The 19,390-nt window shown below is 73.7% G+C and carries 17 protein-coding genes and 1 pseudogene; 5 read left to right on the top strand and 13 right to left on the bottom strand.

Translation table 11 applies throughout. The annotated features are described in order from the left end of the window. A complete protein-coding gene (locus GA0070213_RS00220; RefSeq protein ID WP_245716185.1) occupies positions 1-567 on the bottom strand; it encodes a sigma-70 family RNA polymerase sigma factor in 567 nt (188 codons plus the stop codon). 431 nt (positions 568-998) lie between these two features. Here GA0070213_RS00220 and GA0070213_RS00215 point away from each other — a divergent pair, with 431 nt between their 5' ends. Further along, the gene (locus GA0070213_RS00215) at positions 999-2,594 is read left to right on the top strand and encodes a ricin-type beta-trefoil lectin domain protein (RefSeq protein ID WP_091055290.1); all 1,596 of its coding nucleotides are present in this window, start codon (positions 999-1,001) and stop codon (positions 2,592-2,594) included. A gap of 69 nt (positions 2,595-2,663) precedes the next feature. On the opposite strand, the gene GA0070213_RS00210 is transcribed toward GA0070213_RS00215, so the two are convergent. After that, complete coding sequence (locus tag GA0070213_RS00210) at positions 2,664-4,148, bottom strand: S8 family serine peptidase (RefSeq protein WP_091055287.1); 1,485 nt, start codon at positions 4,146-4,148, stop codon at positions 2,664-2,666. 189 nt (positions 4,149-4,337) lie between these two features. Between GA0070213_RS00210 and GA0070213_RS00205 the strand changes: the two genes are divergently transcribed. After that, entirely contained in the window at positions 4,338-6,332 is a 1,995-nt protein-coding gene (locus tag GA0070213_RS00205) for a hypothetical protein (RefSeq protein ID WP_091056554.1), read from the top strand. Here GA0070213_RS00205 and GA0070213_RS31355 read toward each other — a convergent pair. From GA0070213_RS31355 to GA0070213_RS00175, 6 genes are all read right to left on the bottom strand, one after another. Continuing rightward, the gene (locus GA0070213_RS31355) at positions 6,293-7,954 is read right to left on the bottom strand and encodes a hypothetical protein (RefSeq protein WP_091055285.1); all 1,662 of its coding nucleotides are present in this window, start codon (positions 7,952-7,954) and stop codon (positions 6,293-6,295) included. The genes GA0070213_RS00205 and GA0070213_RS31355 overlap by 40 nt on opposite strands. Before the next feature lie 306 nt (positions 7,955-8,260). Beyond that, complete coding sequence (locus tag GA0070213_RS00195; protein ID WP_091055282.1) at positions 8,261-8,746, bottom strand: hypothetical protein; 486 nt, start codon at positions 8,744-8,746, stop codon at positions 8,261-8,263. 49 nt (positions 8,747-8,795) lie between these two features. Next, positions 8,796-10,439 (bottom strand): class I adenylate-forming enzyme family protein, encoded by a 1,644-nt coding sequence (locus GA0070213_RS00190; RefSeq protein WP_091055279.1) that lies wholly within the window; start codon positions 10,437-10,439, stop codon positions 8,796-8,798. Between the two features lie 80 nt (positions 10,440-10,519). Beyond that, on the bottom strand, positions 10,520-11,284 hold the full coding sequence (locus tag GA0070213_RS00185) for an ABC transporter permease (RefSeq protein WP_091055277.1): 765 nt from the start codon (positions 11,282-11,284) through the stop codon (positions 10,520-10,522). Position 11,285: 1 nt separating this feature from the next. Then, a complete protein-coding gene (locus tag GA0070213_RS00180; RefSeq protein WP_091055275.1) occupies positions 11,286-12,263 on the bottom strand; it encodes an ATP-binding cassette domain-containing protein in 978 nt (325 codons plus the stop codon). After that, positions 12,260-13,435 carry a glycosyltransferase gene (locus GA0070213_RS00175; RefSeq protein ID WP_091055273.1) on the bottom strand — a complete coding sequence of 392 codons (1,176 nt, stop codon included), beginning with the start codon at positions 13,433-13,435 and terminating at the stop codon, positions 12,260-12,262. The genes GA0070213_RS00180 and GA0070213_RS00175 overlap by 4 nt, the downstream gene beginning before the upstream one ends. Positions 13,436-13,487: 52 nt before the next feature. On the opposite strand from GA0070213_RS00175, the gene GA0070213_RS00170 reads away from it, so the two are divergent. From GA0070213_RS00170 to GA0070213_RS00160, 3 genes are all read left to right on the top strand, one after another. Continuing rightward, positions 13,488-14,444 (top strand): 3-oxoacyl-[acyl-carrier-protein] synthase III C-terminal domain-containing protein, encoded by a 957-nt coding sequence (locus GA0070213_RS00170; protein WP_245716184.1) that lies wholly within the window; start codon positions 13,488-13,490, stop codon positions 14,442-14,444. Further along, entirely contained in the window at positions 14,347-15,354 is a 1,008-nt protein-coding gene (locus GA0070213_RS00165) for a 2-hydroxy-acid oxidase (protein WP_245716183.1), read from the top strand. Before GA0070213_RS00170 ends, GA0070213_RS00165 begins: the two co-directional genes overlap by 98 nt. Before the next feature lie 121 nt (positions 15,355-15,475). Further along, positions 15,476-16,312, top strand: coding sequence for a hypothetical protein (locus tag GA0070213_RS00160; protein WP_139128594.1), 837 nt, complete (start codon positions 15,476-15,478; stop codon positions 16,310-16,312). Here GA0070213_RS00160 and GA0070213_RS31350 read toward each other — a convergent pair. The 5 genes and pseudogenes from GA0070213_RS31350 to GA0070213_RS00145 all read right to left on the bottom strand — a co-directional run bounded on the left by GA0070213_RS31350 (position 16,226) and on the right by GA0070213_RS00145 (position 19,098). Then, positions 16,226-16,750 (bottom strand): hypothetical protein, encoded by a 525-nt coding sequence (locus GA0070213_RS31350; protein WP_175441156.1) that lies wholly within the window; start codon positions 16,748-16,750, stop codon positions 16,226-16,228. The genes GA0070213_RS00160 and GA0070213_RS31350 overlap by 87 nt on opposite strands. Positions 16,751-16,773: 23 nt before the next feature. Then, positions 16,774-17,379 (bottom strand): hypothetical protein, encoded by a 606-nt coding sequence (locus tag GA0070213_RS00155; protein WP_245716182.1) that lies wholly within the window; start codon positions 17,377-17,379, stop codon positions 16,774-16,776. Positions 17,380-17,404: 25 nt separating this feature from the next. Next, complete coding sequence (locus GA0070213_RS31345) at positions 17,405-17,551, bottom strand: hypothetical protein (RefSeq protein WP_175441155.1); 147 nt, start codon at positions 17,549-17,551, stop codon at positions 17,405-17,407. A 636-nt stretch (positions 17,552-18,187) separates the two neighbouring features. Continuing rightward, positions 18,188-18,535, bottom strand: a pseudogene (locus GA0070213_RS00150) (ADP-ribosylation/crystallin J1); the annotation flags it as partial. Positions 18,536-18,735: 200 nt separating this feature from the next. Beyond that, positions 18,736-19,098, bottom strand: coding sequence for a cyclic-phosphate processing receiver domain-containing protein (locus tag GA0070213_RS00145; RefSeq protein WP_091056548.1), 363 nt, complete (start codon positions 19,096-19,098; stop codon positions 18,736-18,738). Positions 19,099-19,390 lie beyond the last annotated feature (292 nt).

The following is a 19,390-nucleotide window of genomic DNA, read 5'->3' as shown; positions in this document are numbered from 1 at the left end:
TCAGGCCGACTCGATCGGGCCGATCGCCGCGTGCAGCGCCCGCACCGCGTAGTACGTCCGTGACTTTACCGTACCCTCGGGTATCCCCAGCCGCTCCGCGGCCTCCGCGACCGAGGCGCCCTTGTAGTACATCTCGATCAGGACCGCCCGGTGCTCCGGCTTGATCTGCCGCAGGGCGAGGCGGACGGTGTGCGCGCTGACCACCCGTTCCATCTCGTCCTCGGCCGTGGTGAGCCGGTTGAGGTCGGGCACCGCCACCTCCGGCGGCCGGGCCTGCCGGGCCCGACCGGCGTCGACGGCCACGTGCCGGGCGACGGTGTAGAGCCAGGGCGCGATCCGGCGCGGCTCCTCGGCCAACGTCGCCAGGTTGCGCCAGGCCCGCAGGAAGGTCTCCTGCACCAGGTCCTCGGCCAGCTCCTGCCGGCCGAGCACGAGCCGGGTGACGAACCGCAGCAGCGGCTCCCGGTAGGTCTCGTGGATCCACCGCATCAGGCTCTCGGGGGAACCCTGACCGACGGCCTCACCCGGCGCTCCGGGATCCACCGCCTCGTTGGGCACCGCCGACACAGAACGCCTCCCCCTGACGTGTGGGGCGCGCCCGCACGGTCGACCCGACGCCACGGCGTCGAGCCCCTCTGAGGGGAAAGGATAACCGTACTGATCGGACGGTGCCGCCGACCGGCGCACCGCGACCAGGGTGCCGGCGCTCATCCGACCCGCCCGGTACGTCGCGTCGCAGCCCGGCGCGGGTGCGGCCGGCGGGCGGCGGTGCTTGTCGGTCCCGCGACCGGCGGGTGGTGGCGAGTCGACATCGAGCGCTCCGATCGGCGGTCCGGCAGCCCCGGCGCGGTCCGTCCGGCGGCGGCCACATTGACGGCCCGGTGTGCCGGTCGGTTCAATGGCGGCCGGACCGGAATCGGATCCGATTCCGGTCGGGTGAACCGAGGACGTCGCGCATACGTCACGCCTGGCGACGTCATCACCGGAAGGGAAGCCCCGTGACACCCGATCTTCCTGGCATCCGATCCCGGCTCGCCCGGATCCCGCGTCGTGTCGTCGCCGCCATCGCGGCCGGCCTCGCGGTGCTGTGCATGGTGGTCGCCTCCGTGAGCTGGGGCATCGCCACGGCCCGGGACGACAAGCTGACCGGCCGTACCGTCTCCGCCGAGCATCTGACCGCGATCCGGGCGGCGGCCCGGTCCTGCCCCACGCTGACCCCGGCCCGCCTGGCCGGCCAGTTGATGACCGAGTCCGGCCTGGACGGACGTGTGAAGAAGACCACATCGGGCGGTCGCGGCTTCGCCGGGCTCGACGACGACCGGTGGAAGTCCTGGGCGCCGTGGCCCGGCGCGGACCGCACCGACGCCGCCGCGAACATCCTCGCGCTGGCCCACCAGATGTGCGACCTCAGCGGGCAGCTACGCCTCGCCGGCATCCCCGGTGACCAGTGGCGGTTGTCCCTGGCCGCGTTCCACACCGGACTCGACCCGGTGCGCGACGCCAAGGGTGTGCCGTCCGGGGCGGTCGAGTACGTCGACGATGTGAGCCGCTACGCGGCGTACTACGGCGAGCTGACCGCGTTCGGCGGTTCCGGAGCGACCGGCCCCGAGCCGGAGCGCCGACAGCCCAAGGCGGTGCCGGCGGGCTACGTACGCCTGGTGGTGCGGGCCGGGTCGGTGTGCCCGGAGGTGCCGCCCGCGGCGGTGGCCGCGCAGCTCATGGCCGTGTCCGGATTCGACGCGAACCTGCTCGGCGACGACGGCCGACGCGGGATCGCCCAGTTCCTGCCCGAGGTGTGGCGGGCGCACGGGCCGGCGGCCGCCTCGCCGTGGGATCCGCAGGTCGCCGTGCCGGCGGTCGGCGCCGCGCTGTGCGCGCTGCGGCGGGACCTGGCCGGCCTCGACGGCGACCCGGGCCTGCTGGCGCTGGCCGCCTACCGCAACGGCCCCACCGCCCTCCGGCAGACCGGCGGCGAGCTGGACGACGCGACGCAGGCGTTCGTGCGGCAGGTGCGGGAGTTCACCGACTTCTACGCGCTCGACGACCGGCTGCGGGTCCGCTCGGCCGGCCCGAGCCCGTCCCCCGCGTCGCCGTCACCCTCGCCCTCGCCGTCACCGTCGCCGACGGCCGGTTCCCCCGTGCCGCGGCCCAGCGTGTCGCCCTCGACCCGGCCGCCGGCCGAGCCGGCGAAGCCGGCCACGCCGAAGCGCCCGTCCGGGGCCAAGCAGCTCGTCGGCAAGGAGACCGGGCTCTGCGCCACCGGCGGCACCGGCGACGGCATACGCGTCGTCCTGCGGCCGTGCAAGGAGCACAAGCTGCACTGGTGGACGTTCCCGTCCGACGGCAGCGTCCGGGTCAACGGCCTCTGCCTGGACGTGGCCTGGGGCGAGAAGCGCGACGGCGCGCCGGTGCAGACCGCGATCTGCAGCGGCAACCCGGCGCAGAAGTGGCAGTGGATCGAACGCGACGGTCGGCGGTCGCTGTTCAACCGGGAGACGGACCGCTGTCTGGACGTCGACGGGCACGGCGCGGACGCCCCGCTGAATGCGTGGACGTGCGTGTTCAACCCGAAGCAGACCTGGTCGCTGCGCTAGCTGTGGGTGTAAGGAGGGGCCCCTTTTTAACAGACGTCTGTTAAAAAGGGGCCCCTCCTTACACCGCGGTCAGCCGGCGAAGCGGCGGCGACGTAGCCGGTAGACCAGGAAGCCGCCGACGCCGAACAGCACCGCGAACCCCAGCAGCACGGCGACGAGCGTGCCCCCGCCGCGGCCCGCCTGCGCGGCGGCCGGGGCCGGGCCCTCCACCGACGGCGCGACCGCGGCCGCCGGGTTGATCATGCCGGCACCGTAGCGCGCGTCGCCCTCGGCCACCTGCCCGCCCACCGGGTCGGCGGTGCCGCGGATGCGCTCCTCGACCTGCCTGGCGGTGAGGCCGGGCTCGACGGCCCGGACCAACGCGGCCGCGCCGGCCACGAACGCCACCGCGAGTTCGGTGCCGGTGTTGCCGACCACCTTGCCCCCGCCCACGCCGAGCGTCGCCACCTCGACGCCGGGCGCGACCACCTCGACGGAACCGTCAAGGTACTTCTCGGCGAGCTGCCCGCCGGCCCCGACACCGCCGGTGAGCACCAGCGCCCCGCCGCCGGAGCCTTCCCGCGGCGACGGCGGCGTCGTGGGCTTGACCGGCGCGCCCGCCACCACCAGCACGTCGTGTTCGAGCGCGGTGGCCAGCGCGGCGGCCACCGCCGGGTCGGCCAGGTCGACGCGGGAGCCGAGCGCCACCACCTGGGCGCCGGTGCTGACCGCCACCTCGATGGCGGTGGCGGCGTCGGCCGGCCGGGCGTCGCCCGAGGAGCGGACCATCCGCACCGGCACGATCGTCGCGTCCGGGGCCAGCCCCACCGGGCTGCCGTCGACGCTGTCGTCGGCGGCGATGATGCCCGCCATCGCCGTACCGGAACCGAGGCAGTCCTCGTCGCCGCGCCCGTTGCCGACGGTGACGTCCGCGCCCACCGCGACCCGGCCGCTGAGCTGTTGGAGTCCGGCGTCGACGCCGGTGTCCACGACGGCGACCTTGACCCCGTTGCCCCGGGTCAGGGTCCACGCGCTGTCCGCCGCCATGCGCAGCTGCGCCCACTCCGACCGGCCACTCGACGCGGATTTGGCGGTGCACTTCGTTGCCGGCGTGGAGCCGGTGGGCGAGCCGGCCGGGGTGCCGCTGGCGCTGGGCGTCGGACTGCTGTCCGCCCGCGGGCTCGGCGAGGCGGCCGGGGTGGGGCGGGCCGACGGGCGACGGGCGGCCGGCAACTGTCCGTACTCGACGCCCTGGCCGGCGGCGTCCCAGGGCAGCACCACGTACCACCCGGCCCGCAGCGCGGCCGGATCGGTCAGGCGTCGCCCGTCGGGCTGGACCCGACCGGTGTTGAGCTGGTAGATCTCGGCGGACCGCTCGCCGCTGCCGAGGAACCGCCGGGCGATCTCGGTGAGGTTCTCCGGCTGGCCCTGGTAGCGCGCCGTGACGACGTAGTACTTCACGTACGGCTCGGTGTCCGGCGCGGACCCGGCGGCCGGCCGGGGCGCCGCCAGGAACGCGCAGCCGACCATCACCACCACGAGCAGTCGAGCAAGGATGGAGTGCTTCGCCAGCACCGGGGTCCCCTTCCGTCACCGCGGCCCAGACCGTTCGGCCGTCACCGTCTATTGCGGATCAGCGCCGACTTCGTTCAAATCAATCTGAACCAGATTTCCATGGCGTCCGTCATGGAGACCGCCGAGGGTACCGGCCCTCGATGTCGGACAGCTCCGGCCGGCGGGGCGTCGGTGGAAGGCGGGACGGCGGTGACAGATCTGGCGCGGGCCGTGGACGGCCGGGGCATCGACCGGGTGCCCAGCACCCGGCGCTTCGACCCGCGCCGGCACCGCCGGGTGCCCGGCCTGCTGGATCTCTGGCTGGTGTGCGGGCCACGGGGCCGGCCGGCGCTGCCCAGCGCGCCCGAGCGCCCGCTGGACGCCCCCGCCGTGGCCGAGCTGGTGCGGCGCACCGGTGACGCCGCCGACGACGTGCGGATCCTCACCGACGACGGCGCCCGCCACGCCGAGCTGTTCACCGAGGTCGCCGGGTTGCTGGGGCACGACGTGCTGGTCAGCCCGGACGGCGCGGACATCCGGCAGGTGCTGCCCGGCCGCACCTCCGACGCCGACGACGGGCCGCTGCACGCGTTGCCGCTGGACCGGGTCACCCGCCAGCCGATGGACTGGCTGGTGTTGCAGCCACCGGGCCTGGCCACGCCGCTGCCCGGCTGGTTCGCGGTGGAGGACGGGCTGGTCCGACCCCGTACCGGCGTGGTCAACCTGCCGTTGGCGACCGGTGTGGCGTTGGCCACCCGCGCGGACTTCGTGGCCCGTCGGGCCACCGCGCACCGGCTCGGCGCCACCGCACCGGAACTGGTCACGGTGTCGGTCACGGCTCGCGCCGGCGGTTTCCTGATCGGCGACTACAGCGGCACCCAGCAGGTACGCGACGCCGGGCACCTGGCCGCGCTCCTCGGTGAGCTGCCGCTCTACGGCGCCGACCTGCGGCTGTGGCTGACCTGGCCGTCCGAGCCGGACGAGCAGGCGAAGCTGCGGGCGCAGGCCGCCGAGTTGGCCGAGACGACCGGCGCCACGATCTGGACCCCACCGCCGGGCGGTCGGGCGGAGCTGGTCGACGACCACCGCCACCTGCGCGCGCTCGACGCGGCCGGCGGCGTGGCGCCGTGGCAGGCCCACCGACCGAGGTACGCCGACGGCCCGCCGGCCGTCGATGCGACGCCCGACGGCCTGTTGGTGCCCCGCTCGTCGCGGCAGCGCATCGTGGTGGCAACCGACGCGCCGGACGACACCGGTACGGGCGACTCCGCGCCGGACGACGCAGCCCCGGACGGGCCGGCGGTTGCCGTCCCGGCGCCCGCCCCCCGCCCCGCCCTCGCCATGGAGCACCGCCGCGCCGCCCGGTACGGGCCGCCCTGGCTCCGCCCCGGCCAGCAGGTCACGGTCACCGAGTTCGAGGCGTTCGTGCCGGTCGACGGCGAGCTGGAGCGGGCCGCCGCCGAGGGCGTACCCACGCCCGAGCTGTTCCTGGTCGCCCACCTCGACCCGCGGTCCGCGCCGCACCGGGCCGATCTCCTGCGGGTCCGGATCGCCCCCGGCGGGGCGATCCCGGTGCAGGCGCTGCGCTCCCACGTCCCGGCCCGGCTGCAGTACCTGCTCGGCGCCCCGGACACCTATCTGCTGCCGGCGGGGCGGCTGGACCGGGCCCGGGTGCGGGACGGGTTCCGGGCCACCGACGACGGCCGGCTGCGCCCGGTCGACGGGCTCGACGGCGCGGCGCTGCGGATCCGCTCCGCGCCGGCGGGGGTGTCCACCGGCGGGCTGCCGCACGACGTGAGCCGGTGGCCCGCGCACGGCGCCCGGCGGGCGTACGCGCTGCTGCCGGAGCGGTCCCGCGGCCTGGCCCCGGGCTGGTTGCCGTTGGCCCGGCGGCGGCCGGCGGCGCGCGCCGGCCGGCTGCTGGTGGAGCTGCGGGTGCCCCGCGGCCGCACGGTCGACGTCGAGGCCACCGCCGACGCGGTCGGCGAACTGCCGCTGGTCCGTGGTCGCGCGCAGCGGCTGCGCGAGGCGGGCGTCGAGCTGATCCTCACCAGCCGCTCCTACGACCGGATCCAGGTGGAGCGGGTCCACCGGGTGCGCGACGGCGGGTGGGAGCCGGTGCCCGGGGTGGCGGCGGGGCCGCTGCCCGTGGTGCTGCGGGCCGCTCAGTCCCCGCCGGCCTCCGGCGCGTCCGCGTCGAGCTGAAGCGACCAGCGGCCGGCCGGCACCGGGCCGAGCACCACCGGCACGCACCGCCCGCCGGTGGCGGTGGCGAGCCCTCGCGCACCGGCCGGGGACGGTCCGGCGGTGAACACCACGCCGGGCGCCGGCAGGTCGTCGCCCGGGCCGGGCGGCTCGGGCAGGCCGGGCAGCCGGCGGGCGCCGTCCGGCGGCGCCACGCCCAGCGCGTCGCCCACCACCGCGACGCCGACACCTGCGGCGGTGAGCCCGCCGGCGAGGGCCACGGCGGCCCGGCGGCACACCGCCACCGGGCCGACGAGCGTGAGCACGTCGGGCACCCGGGCGAGATCCACGTGCAGGCGCCACGGCCCGCGGCGTCCCAGCACCAGCGGGAGCACCGCCGGCGGGGCCGTCTCCCCCGGGCCCAACCAGGCGTACGGCGGCGCGCCCCGCCCGGCCGCCACCCCGACCAGCCGGACCCGGGCCGGGCCGACGTCGGTGTCCAGGTCGGCGGTGAGGTACGGCAGCTCGCCCGCTGCCGGCAGCGGCGGCCGGGGCAGGTCGACCGGGGCGCCGGCGTCCGGCCGGTCAGCGGTGACGTCGGTCGCGGCCGAGGGCCCGGGCTCATCGCGCCCGGACGCGTCGGACCCGGGCTCGTCGCCGCGCGGAGCGGGTCGGCCGGGCTCGACGGGCGGCACGGTGGCCGGGGCCCCGGCCGTGGGCTCCACGGCGGACGGTGCGGCGATCATCGCCGCGCCCGGCACGGACGCCCCGGCCGGAGCCGCCGGTCGGTCCGTCGGGGACGGTGGGGCGGTGAGGATCGCGGGACCCGGCGGGGGCGACGTCGGCGCGGCGGGCCGGTCCGTCGCCCGGCGTACCGGCGCCTGCGGGGCGCGGGCCGGCGCGCCGTCGCCCGGCGTGCCGGTCGGCTCGGGCCGGCCGGCGTCACCGGGGACCGGTGTGTGGTGTCGCTCGGGCGGCCAGGGCCCGTCGTCGCCGGCCAGGGCCGGGCCACGGGCGGAGCGGCCCGGGCGCAGCAGCACGATCGCCACCACCGCGAGCAGCACCGACAGGACACCCGCACCGACCCGGATCACCAGCGGGTCGATCCCGCCCGGGGTGGTGGGCTCCCGCCGTCGGGGCGCGGCGACCTCCGTGGTGGCCGGCGGCCGGGCCGCGCCCGACGGCGGAACCCGGGTTGGCGCGGCCGAGGTCCGGGGCGGCATGGCCGAGGTGGGTGGCGGGGCTGGCGGGGCGGACGGCGGCACGGACCGGGGGGTGGGCGGGGTCCGGGTCGCGGGCGGGGCGGAGCGGGCCCGGATCCGTGGCAACGGGCCGACGCGTACCCCCTGGCCCCTGGCGTCGCGGGGCAGCACGAGCACCCAGCCCGGGTTCAGCGCCAGCCCGTCGGTGAACGTCTCACCGTCCGGCTGGGCCCGGCCGGTGTTCAGCTCGACGATCTCCCGGTAGCGGTTGCCGTTGCCGAGCGTGCGCAGCGCGATGGCGTACAGGTATTCGCGCTGCCCGTCGACCGGCGGACCGACCACGTAGTACCTGCCGGTCTCGGCCGGCGCCGCCTGCACCGGAACGCCGGGCACCAGCCAGATCCCGACCAGCACCAGCACCGCCTGAACGGCCCACCGCATCCGCACCCGTCGTCCTCCCTGTCCCCGCCCACCGTCGTCCTGCCGTCCGGGTCACTACGGCCACGACCGCCGACGGTTCAACCGTGATCGCGGTCCGCCTGATCGGACCCCCGGGCCCGACCCACCCCCGGCCTGGAGTCCGCTGTCTCGGGCGTGTCGCGGCCGACGACATGGACTGGTGGAGAGAGACATACCTGTCAGTCATAATCATGACTCAGAGGTATGTCGCTCCGATGTGGTCGTTTCTTCGGAGGGGTCACGCACGGTGACCGGTGCTGCGAGAAGCGCCGGTTCGCGCGGTCCGCGTCACGGGGCGGCGGAGAACGCGCCGACCAGCGCGAGCCCGCCGCAGCAGAGCGGCACGATGACGGCCAGCGCGACGAGCATGATGCTGTAGTTGGACCACAGGCCGAACCGGGTCACGTCGGTGCCGTGACCGTCGTGCACCCGGTTGCGCCAGCCGCCGAAGCGGAACGACAGGTGGTGTGCGGCACCCGGGTGGGCCACCACCGACGTGGTGACGATCGGCACGCCCAGGAAGTCGGTGTAGCGGACGTCGTGCGGACCGGCGGGGACCGCGATGTGCCAGGTGCCCTCGCCGGGGATCGGCACCGGTCGCCGGTCGATCTTGAAGCGGCTGGTGGTCGGCACCGGCACCAGGTAGGGCCCGCGGTTCACCGACACGACGAGCACCGCGCAGCCGGGCGGCGGCGCGATCGGATGGGGGTAGGCGACGAACGGCGTGACACCGCCGGGCATGGGCGGGTACGGCTGCGCGGGAAGGTAGGACACGGCTGCCGATTCTGGCACGGTCGCGCACGCCGCCGGATCGGCGGACCGGTCAGGGCGCTCCGGTGCCGGCCAGCAGCCGCTGGCGCATCAGGAACTTGCGGACCTTGCCGGTGGGGCCCATGACCACCCCGTCGTCCGGGACGGTCACCACCCGGCGCAGCGTCGCCGCCACGGCCGGGCCCAACGCCGCCCGCACCCGATCGGTGCGGTCCAGCGAGGCGTCGGCGTCGTCGGCGAGCAGGAGCAGCACCTCGGTGACGGGCGCGCCGTCGTCGGCGGTGGCCGCGACGACCGTGCAGTCCCGCACGTCCGGGCAGTGGGTGAGGATGCGTTCCTCGGACAACGCGGTGTAGAGCCAGGCGCCGTCGCCCAGGTCGACCGCGTCGCTGGCCCGGTCGACGTGGTGGTAGTCGCCGACCGCGTCGCGGTACATCAGGTCGCCGGTCAGGTACCACCCGTCGAGACGGGTGCGCCAGGTGGTGACCGAGTCGTTCCAGTAGCCGATCGCCAGCGTCGGCGACTTCAGCCCGACGTGCCCGACCTGCCCGTCGGGGACCTCCTCGCCGGTGGTCACGTCGAGCAGGGCGATCCGGGCGAACGGGTACGGCTTGCCGACGCACCGGTCGTAGCGGTCGCTGCCGAGGCGGTGGGTGATCCGGAACGCGCCGTGTCCCATCTCGGTGGAGCCGAGCATGTCGACGAACTTCGAGCCGGGCACGTCGACCAGGCCGTCGCGCGTCCAGGTGGGATGGCTGCCAACGGCCACCAGCCGGCGTACGTGCGCCTCGTGCGCGCAGTCGCCGGTGTTGAACCAGTTGCGCACCGAACGCAGGTCGCGCCTGCTCAGGTCGACACGGGCCAGCTCGGACCAGGTGACGGCGAAGCCGAACACCCCGGTCGGGCGCCACCGTTCGATGGCGTCGAGGATCGTCTCGGCGCTGCGCGCGAACGGGCCGCCCTGCGCCGACAGGCAGAGCAGCTGGTAGCCGTTGCAGAGCGCCTGGTTGAGGGTGATGATGCCGGCGGCGTGCGCGGCCGGCAGCGCGGACAGCTCCCGCACCTCCCCGTACGGTCGGGACTCGGTGAGCCGGACCGCGCGGATCGCGGCGAAGAGGCCGTGGTGCGAGTGCACGATCGCCGCCGGGACCCGGGTGGTGCCCGAGGAGTGGGTGATGACCACCGGGTCCTCGGGGTGGTGGCGGTGGTGCGGCGGCGCCAGTGCGGGGTCGCCGGTGCCGGTCTCGGCCGCGTCGCCGAGGACCGGCGCGCCGAGGTCGTGCTCGCGCAGCGCGGCGTGGTCGGCGTCGACCACCACACCGACGCCGCGCAGCCGCCGGACGAACTCGGCGGCCAGCTCGATCGGCATGTTGCCGTTCATCAGGGCCGGGATCGCGCCGAGCCGGGTGAGGGCGAGGAAGTTCAGGAACACGTCCGGGGCGGAGGTCACGTAGACCGCCACCGGGTCGCGCCGGCCGACGCCGCGTGCCGCGAACCAGGCAGCCCGGGCGGCCACCCGTTCGGTCAGCGTGGCCAGCGACAGCGGGGTCCAGGCGGGGATGTCGTCGACGTCGACGTCGAACGTCACCCGGGGAACGTCCATGTCGGCCCCGTGCGCGGCCAGCCGCGGCAACACGTTGCCCGCGCCCAGTTCCGCATCCGCCGCCAGGGTCGCCCGGAAGTTGTCGGCACCCAACGCGTCGCCTCCTCACGTAGCCGGGACACGATCAGGCTAGAGCGCCCACCACGGTGAGACAATGGTCGATGCACGGACGGTCAGGAGACCTCCCGGTTGAACAGGTGCGACGACCAGAGGAGGCTGGCGGCGGCCAGCCCGATCATGATGAGCGCGCCCTGCCAGACCACGGTCTGGAAGACCTGCCCGGCGAAGAGCGCCCGCATCCCGTCGGTGGCCCAGGCGAACGGGTTCCACAGCGCGACCCGCTGGATCCACATCGGCGCGAGCACGAGCGGAATGAGCACGCCGGCCAGCAGCGAGATCGGCTGGCCGACGGTGTTCACCAGCACGCCGAGGCTGTTCTCGTTGCGCACCAGCAACGCGATGTCGTACGAGATGGATGTGCTGAGCAGCACCATCACGCCCAGCAGCGCGTACGAGACGAGCAGGTTGGCCAGGTGCACGCGCAGGCCGAACGGCAGCGCCACGAGCGTGACCACGACCGCCTGCACCACGTTGAGGCACACGTGCATCAGGGCCCGGCCGAGCAGCAGCGCGGTGCGGCTGACCGGGGTCACCCGGCACCTGTCGATGATGCCGGCGCGCAGCGCGCTGAGCAGCCCGTAGCCCGCGAAGAGTCCGCCGAACAGACCCATCGCCACGAACAGGCCGGGCACGTAGATGCGGTAGGCGTCGGCGTACGTGGCGGCGCCCCGGTCGACCATCACCACCTTGAGGAACGGGGCGAAGAGGATGAGGTAGGTGATCGGCTGGGCCAGGCTGAACGCGACCATCACGGGGTTGCGCACCATCAGACCGGCCTCCTGCTGGAAGATCAGCCAGGTGTCCCGGACGAGCTTCACGTCACTCCTCCAGTGAGCGGCCGGTCTTGGCCAGGAACACGTCGTCGAGGCTCGGCCGGCGGGTCTCGATCGCGCCGGGTTCGATGCCCCGGTCGTAGAGCGCCCGCATGATCTGCGGGATGGCGGTGGCGGCACCGTCGACGTAGAGCCGCAGGGCGCCGTCGACCGGCTCCGCCGCGCGCACGTAGGGCGCCTCGGCCAGCAGCTTCGTCGCGGCCGGCAGGTCACCGCCGGCCGCGTCGAGCAGTTCGGACGCGGCGAGGTCGACGGTGACCACGTCGCCGGAGATCTCCCGCTTGAGGTCCGACGGGGTGCCCTCCGCGACGATCCGGCCGGCGTCGATGATCGAGACCCGGTCGCAGAGGCTGTCCGCCTCGTCCAGGTAGTGCGTGGTCAGGAAGATCGTCATGCCCTCGTCACGCAGCCGCCGGACCTCCCGCCACATCCGCGCCCGGCTGGGCGGGTCGAGCCCGGCGGTGGGCTCGTCCAGGAACATGACCTGCGGCGAGTGGATGACGCCGAGCGCGACGTCGAGGCGCCGGCGCTGCCCGCCGGAGTACGTCCGGATCTTCCGGTCGGCGAAGTCGTCGAGCTGGAACGCGCGGATCGCCGCCGCCGCCAGCTCCTGCGCCACGCTCTTCGCCCGACCGTGCATGCGGGCCTGGAGGACCAGGTCCCGGCGGGCGGTGGAGTCGTCGTAGGTGCCGCTGGCCTGTGCCACGAAGCCGATCCGCCGGCGCACCTCGGCGGGCGAGCGCAACAGGTCGACACCCGCGATGGTCGCCACCCCACCGCTGGGCCTCAGCAGCGTGGCGAGCATCTTCAGGGTGGTGGACTTGCCCGCGCCGTTGGGGCCGAGGAAGCCGACGATCTCGCCGCGCCGCACCGCGAAGTCGACGCCGCGTACCGCCTCCACCGTGCTCGCGCCGCGACCGCGGCCCACCCGGAACGACTTGCGCAGGCCGGTGGCCTCGATCATCGAGCCTCCTGGTGGGACAGCGGGGCACTGGCGGCCAGCGCGGCGAGGTGCGCGGCGGCGGCCCGGGCGCCGCCGGCCGCGGCGAACGACTCGGCGACCCGGCGCGCGCCGGCGGCGTAGGCCGGGTCGTCGAGGACCGCTGCCAACGCCGAGGTCAGCTCCGCCGGGGTGGCGGTGCGGAAGGAGACCGTGCGGCCGGCCCCGGCCCGCGTCACCTGCCGCGCGACGGTCGGGTGGTCGTGCCGGATCGGCGCCACCACCACGGGTACGCCGTGCGCCAGCGCCTCGGAGACCGTGCCCAGCCCGCCGTGCGACACGACCGCGTCCAGCCGGGGCATCAGCTCCAGCACCGGCACCCGGGGCGCGACGAGCACGTGCGCGGGCGGGTCGGGCACCAGGCCCGGCGGGGCGGTGAGGATCACCTGGACCCGGTCGGCGAGCGGCGCGGTCGCGACGACGATCCGGCGGTAGAAGTCGTGGGCCAGGTGCTCGGCCATGGTGCCGACGGTGACCAGCACGTGCCGGCGGACCGGGTCCCAGGCGTCCCAGGCGAACCCGGGCGCGTTCGGCCGCCGGCCCAGGGCCGGCCCGATGAGCACGCACCGCGCCGGCAGCGCCGCCGGGCCGGTCAGCGCCGCCGTGGTCAGGCCGATCACGAGGTACGGCGAGAAACGCAGGTCGAGCGCCGGGTCGACGGGCAGGTCGGTCATCGCCCACACCCGGGCCAGCTGCGCGTGCACGTAGTCGTCGAACTCGGGCATCTCGTCGGTCGGCGGGGTCAGCTCCAGCACGCCCACGCAGAGCGTCGCCCACGGCACGCCGTGGCGGTGCGCGGCCAACGCGCCGGCCAGCGCGTACTGGTCGGCGACGACCACGTCGGGCCGGTAGTCGGCGACCGCCCGGTCGGCAGCGTCGCGGATGAACCGGTTGGCCGGCAGCACGTGCCCCGCCCAGAGGCTGCGCACCGAGTCCATCCCGGACGCCGCGTCCGGCCGGTAGTGGCGCTTGCCGGTCGGGTGGAGCGTGGCGTCCGGCCCGATCAGCGGTCGCAGGTCGCTGCGGGGCCCGCACCAGGCCACCTCGTGCCCGGCGGCCTCCAACGCCTGGCCGACGGCGAGTGGCGCGGACAGGTGCGACACCACCGGCAGCACCACGAAGAGGAACCGAGCCACGTCGATATGATGCCACGCGCGTTGACATCCACCGGTGTCATTGGTGTGATCCGTGCGTGACGGTGTGCGGATGACGGCGCTCGACGCCGTCTCGGTGTTCCTGCCGAGCCGCCGGGTGCCGATCGAGACGCTGGCCGCGCCGCTGCGCCTGACCGAGATGCAGATTCGGCTGTTCCGCCGCTTCCACGGCCTGACCGAGGTCCGCCGCGCCCCCGACCTGCCCCTGCCCGACCTGCTGCGGCGCGCCGCGAACGGCCTGACCGCGCTGCGCGGCGCGGAACGCCGGGTGCGGTTCGTGCTGTACGCCCGCGCGTTCCCGGTGGTGGCGCCGTACCCGGCCAATCCGCTGCACGACGTGTGCCGGGCGCTCGGGCTGGGCCACGCGCTGGCGTTCACGCTGACCCAGCAGTCCTGCGCGGGCGCGCTGGCCGCGATCGACGTGGCCGGCAAGCTGCTGGCCGCCGAGCCGCCCGGTCCGGACGGCGACCCGCTCGCCCTGGTGCTCACCGGGGAGAAGGCGTTCACCCGCGACGCCCAGTTCATCCCGGAGACCTCGGTGTTCAGCGAGGGCGCGTCGGCCTGCCTGGTCAGCGCGCACGGCGGCCGGGACCGGCTGCTCTCCTACGCGTACGCGCAGCGCGGCGAGTTCGACGTGGCCGGCGGCGCCTCCCCGGCCCGGTTCCAGCGCGAGTACCGCCCGGCGCTGGCCGAGGTCATCGACCGGGCCCTGAAGGATGCCGAAACCGAGCTGGCGGACCTGCGGCTGGTGCTGCCGCACAACGTCAACCTGTTGACCTGGAAGCGGCTGGGCAAGCTGATCGGGCTCCCGCTCGACAGGGTGCTGCTGGACAACGTCACCGGCACGGGCCACGTGTTCTGCGCCGACGCGTTCGTCAACTACCGCACCGCCCGTGAGCGCGATCTGCTGCGCCCGGGCGACCGCTACCTGGTCGCGGCGGTGGGCGCCGGCGACGGGGCGACGTTCGCCGCCATGGTGTTCGAGCACTGACCGGGGAGGCATCCTGCTGCACCTCATCCGGGCCGCGCGCCGGGAGTTCACCGGCCCGGCCGAGCTGCTCGACGACCCGGTGCTGCGGTCGCGCGCCGGCGAGTACCTGACCGACCTGACCCGCCCCTACGGCCTACGGGTCGACCCGGCGGCGCAGGGCCAGTCCTACGGCGAGATGGCCGCCGAGCTGATCCGGACGCTCGTGCCCGACGACGAGCCGGTGGACCTGCTGATGCTGGCGTTCGCCGTGCATGACGCGCTGCCCGGGCGGGCCACCGCCACCTACCTCAGCCACGTCTGCCCCGGCACACCGATGTCGTTCGCGCTCTGCGACCAGGGCTCGGCGGCGGCCTTCACCGGGTTACGCATCGCCGCCGCCTCGGCGTACCGCCGGGCCCTGCTGCTCGTCGTGGAGCAGGCCGTCCTGCCGTACGACCCGGGGGTTGCCGTGCCGCAGCGGCACCGGGCGGTGGCCCTGCTGCTCGGCGGCGGCCCGGCCGACGGCGGCGCGCGGGTGACCGCGCTGCGGCAGCACGCGGGCGTCGGGCCGGACGACGTGGCCGGGCTGGCGGCGGCCGAGCTGCGCGGGCTGGGCGCGGGGCAGCCGGACGTGGCGGTGGTGCTGGGCGCGGGCCTCGCCAGGGTCGCGACCGCGGTCGTCGCCTCCACCGGAAGCCCGGTGACGGTGGCACCGCCGGGGCAACCGTCAACGGGCGTGTGGTGGGCGCTGCTGGACTGGCTCGACGACGGCCCGGGCCGGGCCGGAACCGTGGTGGTCGCCGACTACGACGCCGAGCGGCGCTACCTGTGCCTGGTCGCGATCGTGACAGGGCATCCGCACGAGACTTGCGACCGCCGCGGAGACGCCCGGTCGAGCACCACGTCCACCAACATCCGGGTCTGCCGATGACAGCGCATGTGATCAAGAGGGCTGCGCCGTCGCAGTCGTACGCGTACCGGCCCTGCGATGCCGGCCACGTCTTGTCAGAAGGCGGTTGTGGCCGCGGTGCGGGTGGCTTACCGTGCGCGGCGTGCCGTCGACGTTGTGGGAGTTCCAAGACTTGTTCGTCGAGCTGCGGGATGGTCCGGCTGCGGGCTGGGGTGGCGAGGTGTTACAGCCTTGGCTCGATAGGCGTCCTCACCTCGTAGCCGAGTTGCACGAGCTGGGCCGTCCGGACAGCCGTCGGGTGCGTGTTCCGCGCGAGGGCAACCACTACACGGCCCTGGAGGGGATGTACGCGTTCAGTCGCATCGTCGATGTGCTGCTGTCGGCCTTTCAACCGGGCAACTCCGATCCGCAGTTGCTGGACTGGACCAGCGGCAAGCCGTGGTGGCGAGGCACCATTCCGGGGACGTCGGCATGGCCGACGTTTCGCGCGGCGATCAGGGCGGCACCGCTGGCCGAGTCGTCGTTCCATCCGTTCTTCCACGAGATCGTTTCGGTGCAGGTCAGCGACGACGCCGACGAGCCGCCAAGCGTCATCGGCGAGTTCTGGCCGGGCGCGATCGTCGGCAGCATGTTGGTGGCCCGAGCAGGCGTGGCGATCCGCGCCGGCGCTCATCACCTCGACGCCGACGTGGCGGCCCGCTCGGCGCTGTACTGGGCCTGGTGGCGGTGTAACCGCAGAGTGGTGGATCCATCCCACGGGTGGGGTCACAACTCCCAATGGAGTACGGACTTTCGTCGCGACTACATCACCGAGGGCAACCTGTACTACAACGTCGACGCCGACCCGTCGAGACAGCCCGACCGGGACCTCAACGACGCGGACCGGATCGACCTACTCAGGTACCGGTGCAGCATCCGAACCGATCTCGGCGCCGATCAACTGCCGTTCGACGACACGTTTGTGGAGCCGGCACCGTAGAGCCGCCCAAGGTGCGCGAACAGGCCGCCGACAACGCGCGCCGAACGGCTCCGCCACCATCGCGCTTCTGCAGGTCAGTGCCGGGTCCCGGCGAAGCCAAAGCAGCTTGTGTCGGTCCCCGTCGCTCATGGCGAGTCGGAGCGCATCGCTTGTTCTGCCCTTGACCAGCCGCGCAGTGACCACGGCGTCGAAGTAAATAACCTTGCTGGTGGGATGCTCGGCCAGCAGCGTAGCGATATCGAACGAGTTCAAGGCGGATTCAGGCAACGGTGTGCCCATCGTCGGCCCGAGGCCGTGCGACTTCGACTCGCTCCAGCTCAGCCGGCGCGCCGTCGTGCCGTCCCCCAGAGCCTGGTCGGCGGAACCTCTGCACATCTGGCGTATCTGCCTCTGCATGAAGTTGGCTCCGGCAAGATTTTCGTAGCCGGAGATCGCCATGGCGTCCTGACCCGGTGACGGGATCAGACTTCCTTATTGTCGACCCAGCGACAAAACGGGTCTGTGGTGTCGTCGTCGCCCATCTCGGCGGGCTCCGCCACGATCTCCAGCCCGGTCGCCGGGGCGGTGGCACCGAAGGTGCGTTGCAGCCAGTCCCGGTAGGGCGCATTGACGATCTCGTGGTCGGCGTCCCACGGCTCGGGCGGCGCGCTGAACTCCTCGTTCCAGCAGATCTCCCGGTAACCGATCGCCAGCAGCCGCAGAAAGTCGACCGCATCGTCGGCGAGCACACACGTCATCATCGAACCGCTGCCCGAACCGAGATGAACGATCCTCACCTGTCCCCGGCCGTCGCGCCACAGCGCGGCCATCGAACCCTCACCACCGGTCTGCGCGAACGGCCACAACCGTGCGGCCGCATCCGGGACCGACTCGTCGAACCAGGACCGTGCGTACGACAGGGTCTGCTCGGCGGTGTAGCCACGCAACTCGATCGAGGTGCCCACCCAGCCGTTGTCGCTCAACGAGCCGTACAGATCCCCGTCATGCCCTTTCACCACGAAACCCTGCTCGTCGACCCAGGCGAAGAGCAGGCGCAGCGGCTCCGGCAGGCCGAATCCGTCCGGCACCCGGGCCAGCGTCGTCTTGAGGAAGTCACCCACGCCCGGCAGCGTACGAGATGATCTCGCCCTCCCACAGTCCCAGCCGCACTGCGCGGTCGCCGACGTGCAGGGTGCCGCCGACCAGCTGGCCGACCTCGCCGTGCTCCGGGTTCCCACCGCTCAGCACTCCCGCGATCACCGAACCGGCCTTGGCGCCCCAGCACCGGCGAAACCGCCACTTGAGCCGTACGGGCGGGGATCGTTGCCCCCCGGCATCATAGAGATGTCGCTGTTCACACAGCTCTACGAGCCCGCAGCAATCCGCCCTCGGTCCGCGATGTGTGGTCGATTCATCGACCGCCACGACCGCTGGCGCGCCTCAGCACGAGTCAACGCACTGATCTGCCGCGAGCTGCGCGACGCTCATCTCTGCCGGCGTTTGCTAATCCTCGCGGTGGAACTCGAATACGCCTGCCTCGATACGGTCGATGAGCTGTCTGACATCGTCGGCTTGCCGAATCGCGTCTTCCCAGCCGCTGCTGGCGATATCGACCAGTAGCACCGGTGCAGGGTCGCTGCGCAGGTCCAGCACAAGCTGTTCACGTGAGCCGTCACCACCGATGATCGCGACGCCGGGATGCTCTTCGGTGGCTTGGTCCCATGCGTCATGTAGCGCGATCATCTCGCGTGGCGAGTTGAGCCAGACGTAGGCTCCGCTGGACATCCAGCCTCGCCGGAACCACGACTCACCATGCAGGTAGCTTCGCCAAGCGGCCGGCAGAGGCCGGCCCAAGGCCGTTTCGGCGTCTGCGAACTCCTGGTCGTTCACTGGGCCGCGGTACTCGGCTTCCTCAATAATGGTGCCGACGATGTGGGCGTTGAGGTCGGTCAGCTCCTCGGCGGGAATCCAGTACTCCAACACGTCGCGGCCACCAGCCTGGTGAACCTCGTAGCGGTCCAGGTACGACCGCTCGACGTCGAACCGGGTCACGTGGCCGACGCCCTCGGCAGGGACGTTCCACTCGCGGGCGATCTTCGTGGCGTACCAGCGGCTGAGAACGGGGTAGAAGATCGGCTGGTCCGCCAGGCGTGGTGGCCAAGCCCGCCACCCCGACGCCGCCACGAGGTCAAGCTCGGCCTGCCCGGACGGCCGCCACAGGGTGATCGTGTCTGAGTTGTCGATCGTCTTCTCCTCGCCGTTCGTGGATTGCGGGGTGTTCGTGGCGAGCCACGCGTCCGGCATTCTGATGATCGGCCCTGAGCTTGCCGCGGCCCGGCCGGCTCAGCCATCCGAAGATGGCGTGCACGAGCGATCCCGCATGCGCCCATCTGGCGCCGTCCGAGGTGTGACAGCCGTTGGGCGGCGCGATCGTGCCGGTCAGCTTACGCGGGGCTGTCGAGATAGCCGACCTCCGTGGAGCCCGAGGTGACGCGGACGCGATAGCCCCGGTGTCCGAGGACCTGGGCCATCTTTGCGGCGCCGGCCGGGTTGGCGGAGTGAATGTTGATGACGCTGACGTCAAAGGGGCGCCCGTCGAAGGCAGCGCGCTCCAGGACCTCCACGACCGGCCAGATCGTGTCGCCCCCGCCTAGGTCGTGGTCCAGCCACAGCTCGTCCAGGCGCCGGTCCCGGTAACGATCGAGCAGTTCAACTCCGGTGGAACTGGTGCGGGCCACCTCGGCATGACGGCCATCCACGAACGAGCGGAGGTCATCAACCAGGACGATCTTTCGGCGGGCATCCACCCGATGATGATGGGCGGCGGTCATCACGTCGTCGGCCTGCGCCTCGGCGAGGCGGAGGATCTGCTCCACCCGGGGGCCCAGGCCACTGAGGGTGGGCCGCTGCCGGGTCCGCCGTCGTTCCGTGGCTCCTGAGTCGCTCCGGTCGACCACCGACACCGAGTCCACGTCGCCCGTGCCGTCCCCGACGAGATCGGATTCGCTCGTGCCGACCAGCGAGAGCGCGACACCGAGCGTGGCGAGCGCGATGCCGGCGTAGACCGCGGCCGGCCCGAGGGACGGACCGACCGCGACG

The organism is Micromonospora humi (assembly GCF_900090105.1).
GTDB lineage: Bacteria > Actinomycetota > Actinomycetes > Mycobacteriales > Micromonosporaceae > Micromonospora > Micromonospora humi.
This window is presented reverse-complemented; position numbering and strand designations above follow the sequence as displayed.

Excerpts from the sequence above, each read along its gene's own strand:
- GA0070213_RS00180 (WP_091055275.1), bottom strand. The coding sequence starts at position 12,263 with ATGATCGAGGCCACCGGCCTGCGCAAGTCGTTCCGGGTGGGCCGCGGT.
- GA0070213_RS31355 (WP_091055285.1), bottom strand. The coding sequence starts at position 7,954 with ATGCGGTGGGCCGTTCAGGCGGTGCTGGTGCTGGTCGGGATCTGGCTG.
- GA0070213_RS31350 (WP_175441156.1), bottom strand. The coding sequence starts at position 16,750 with ATGGCGATCTCCGGCTACGAAAATCTTGCCGGAGCCAACTTCATGCAG.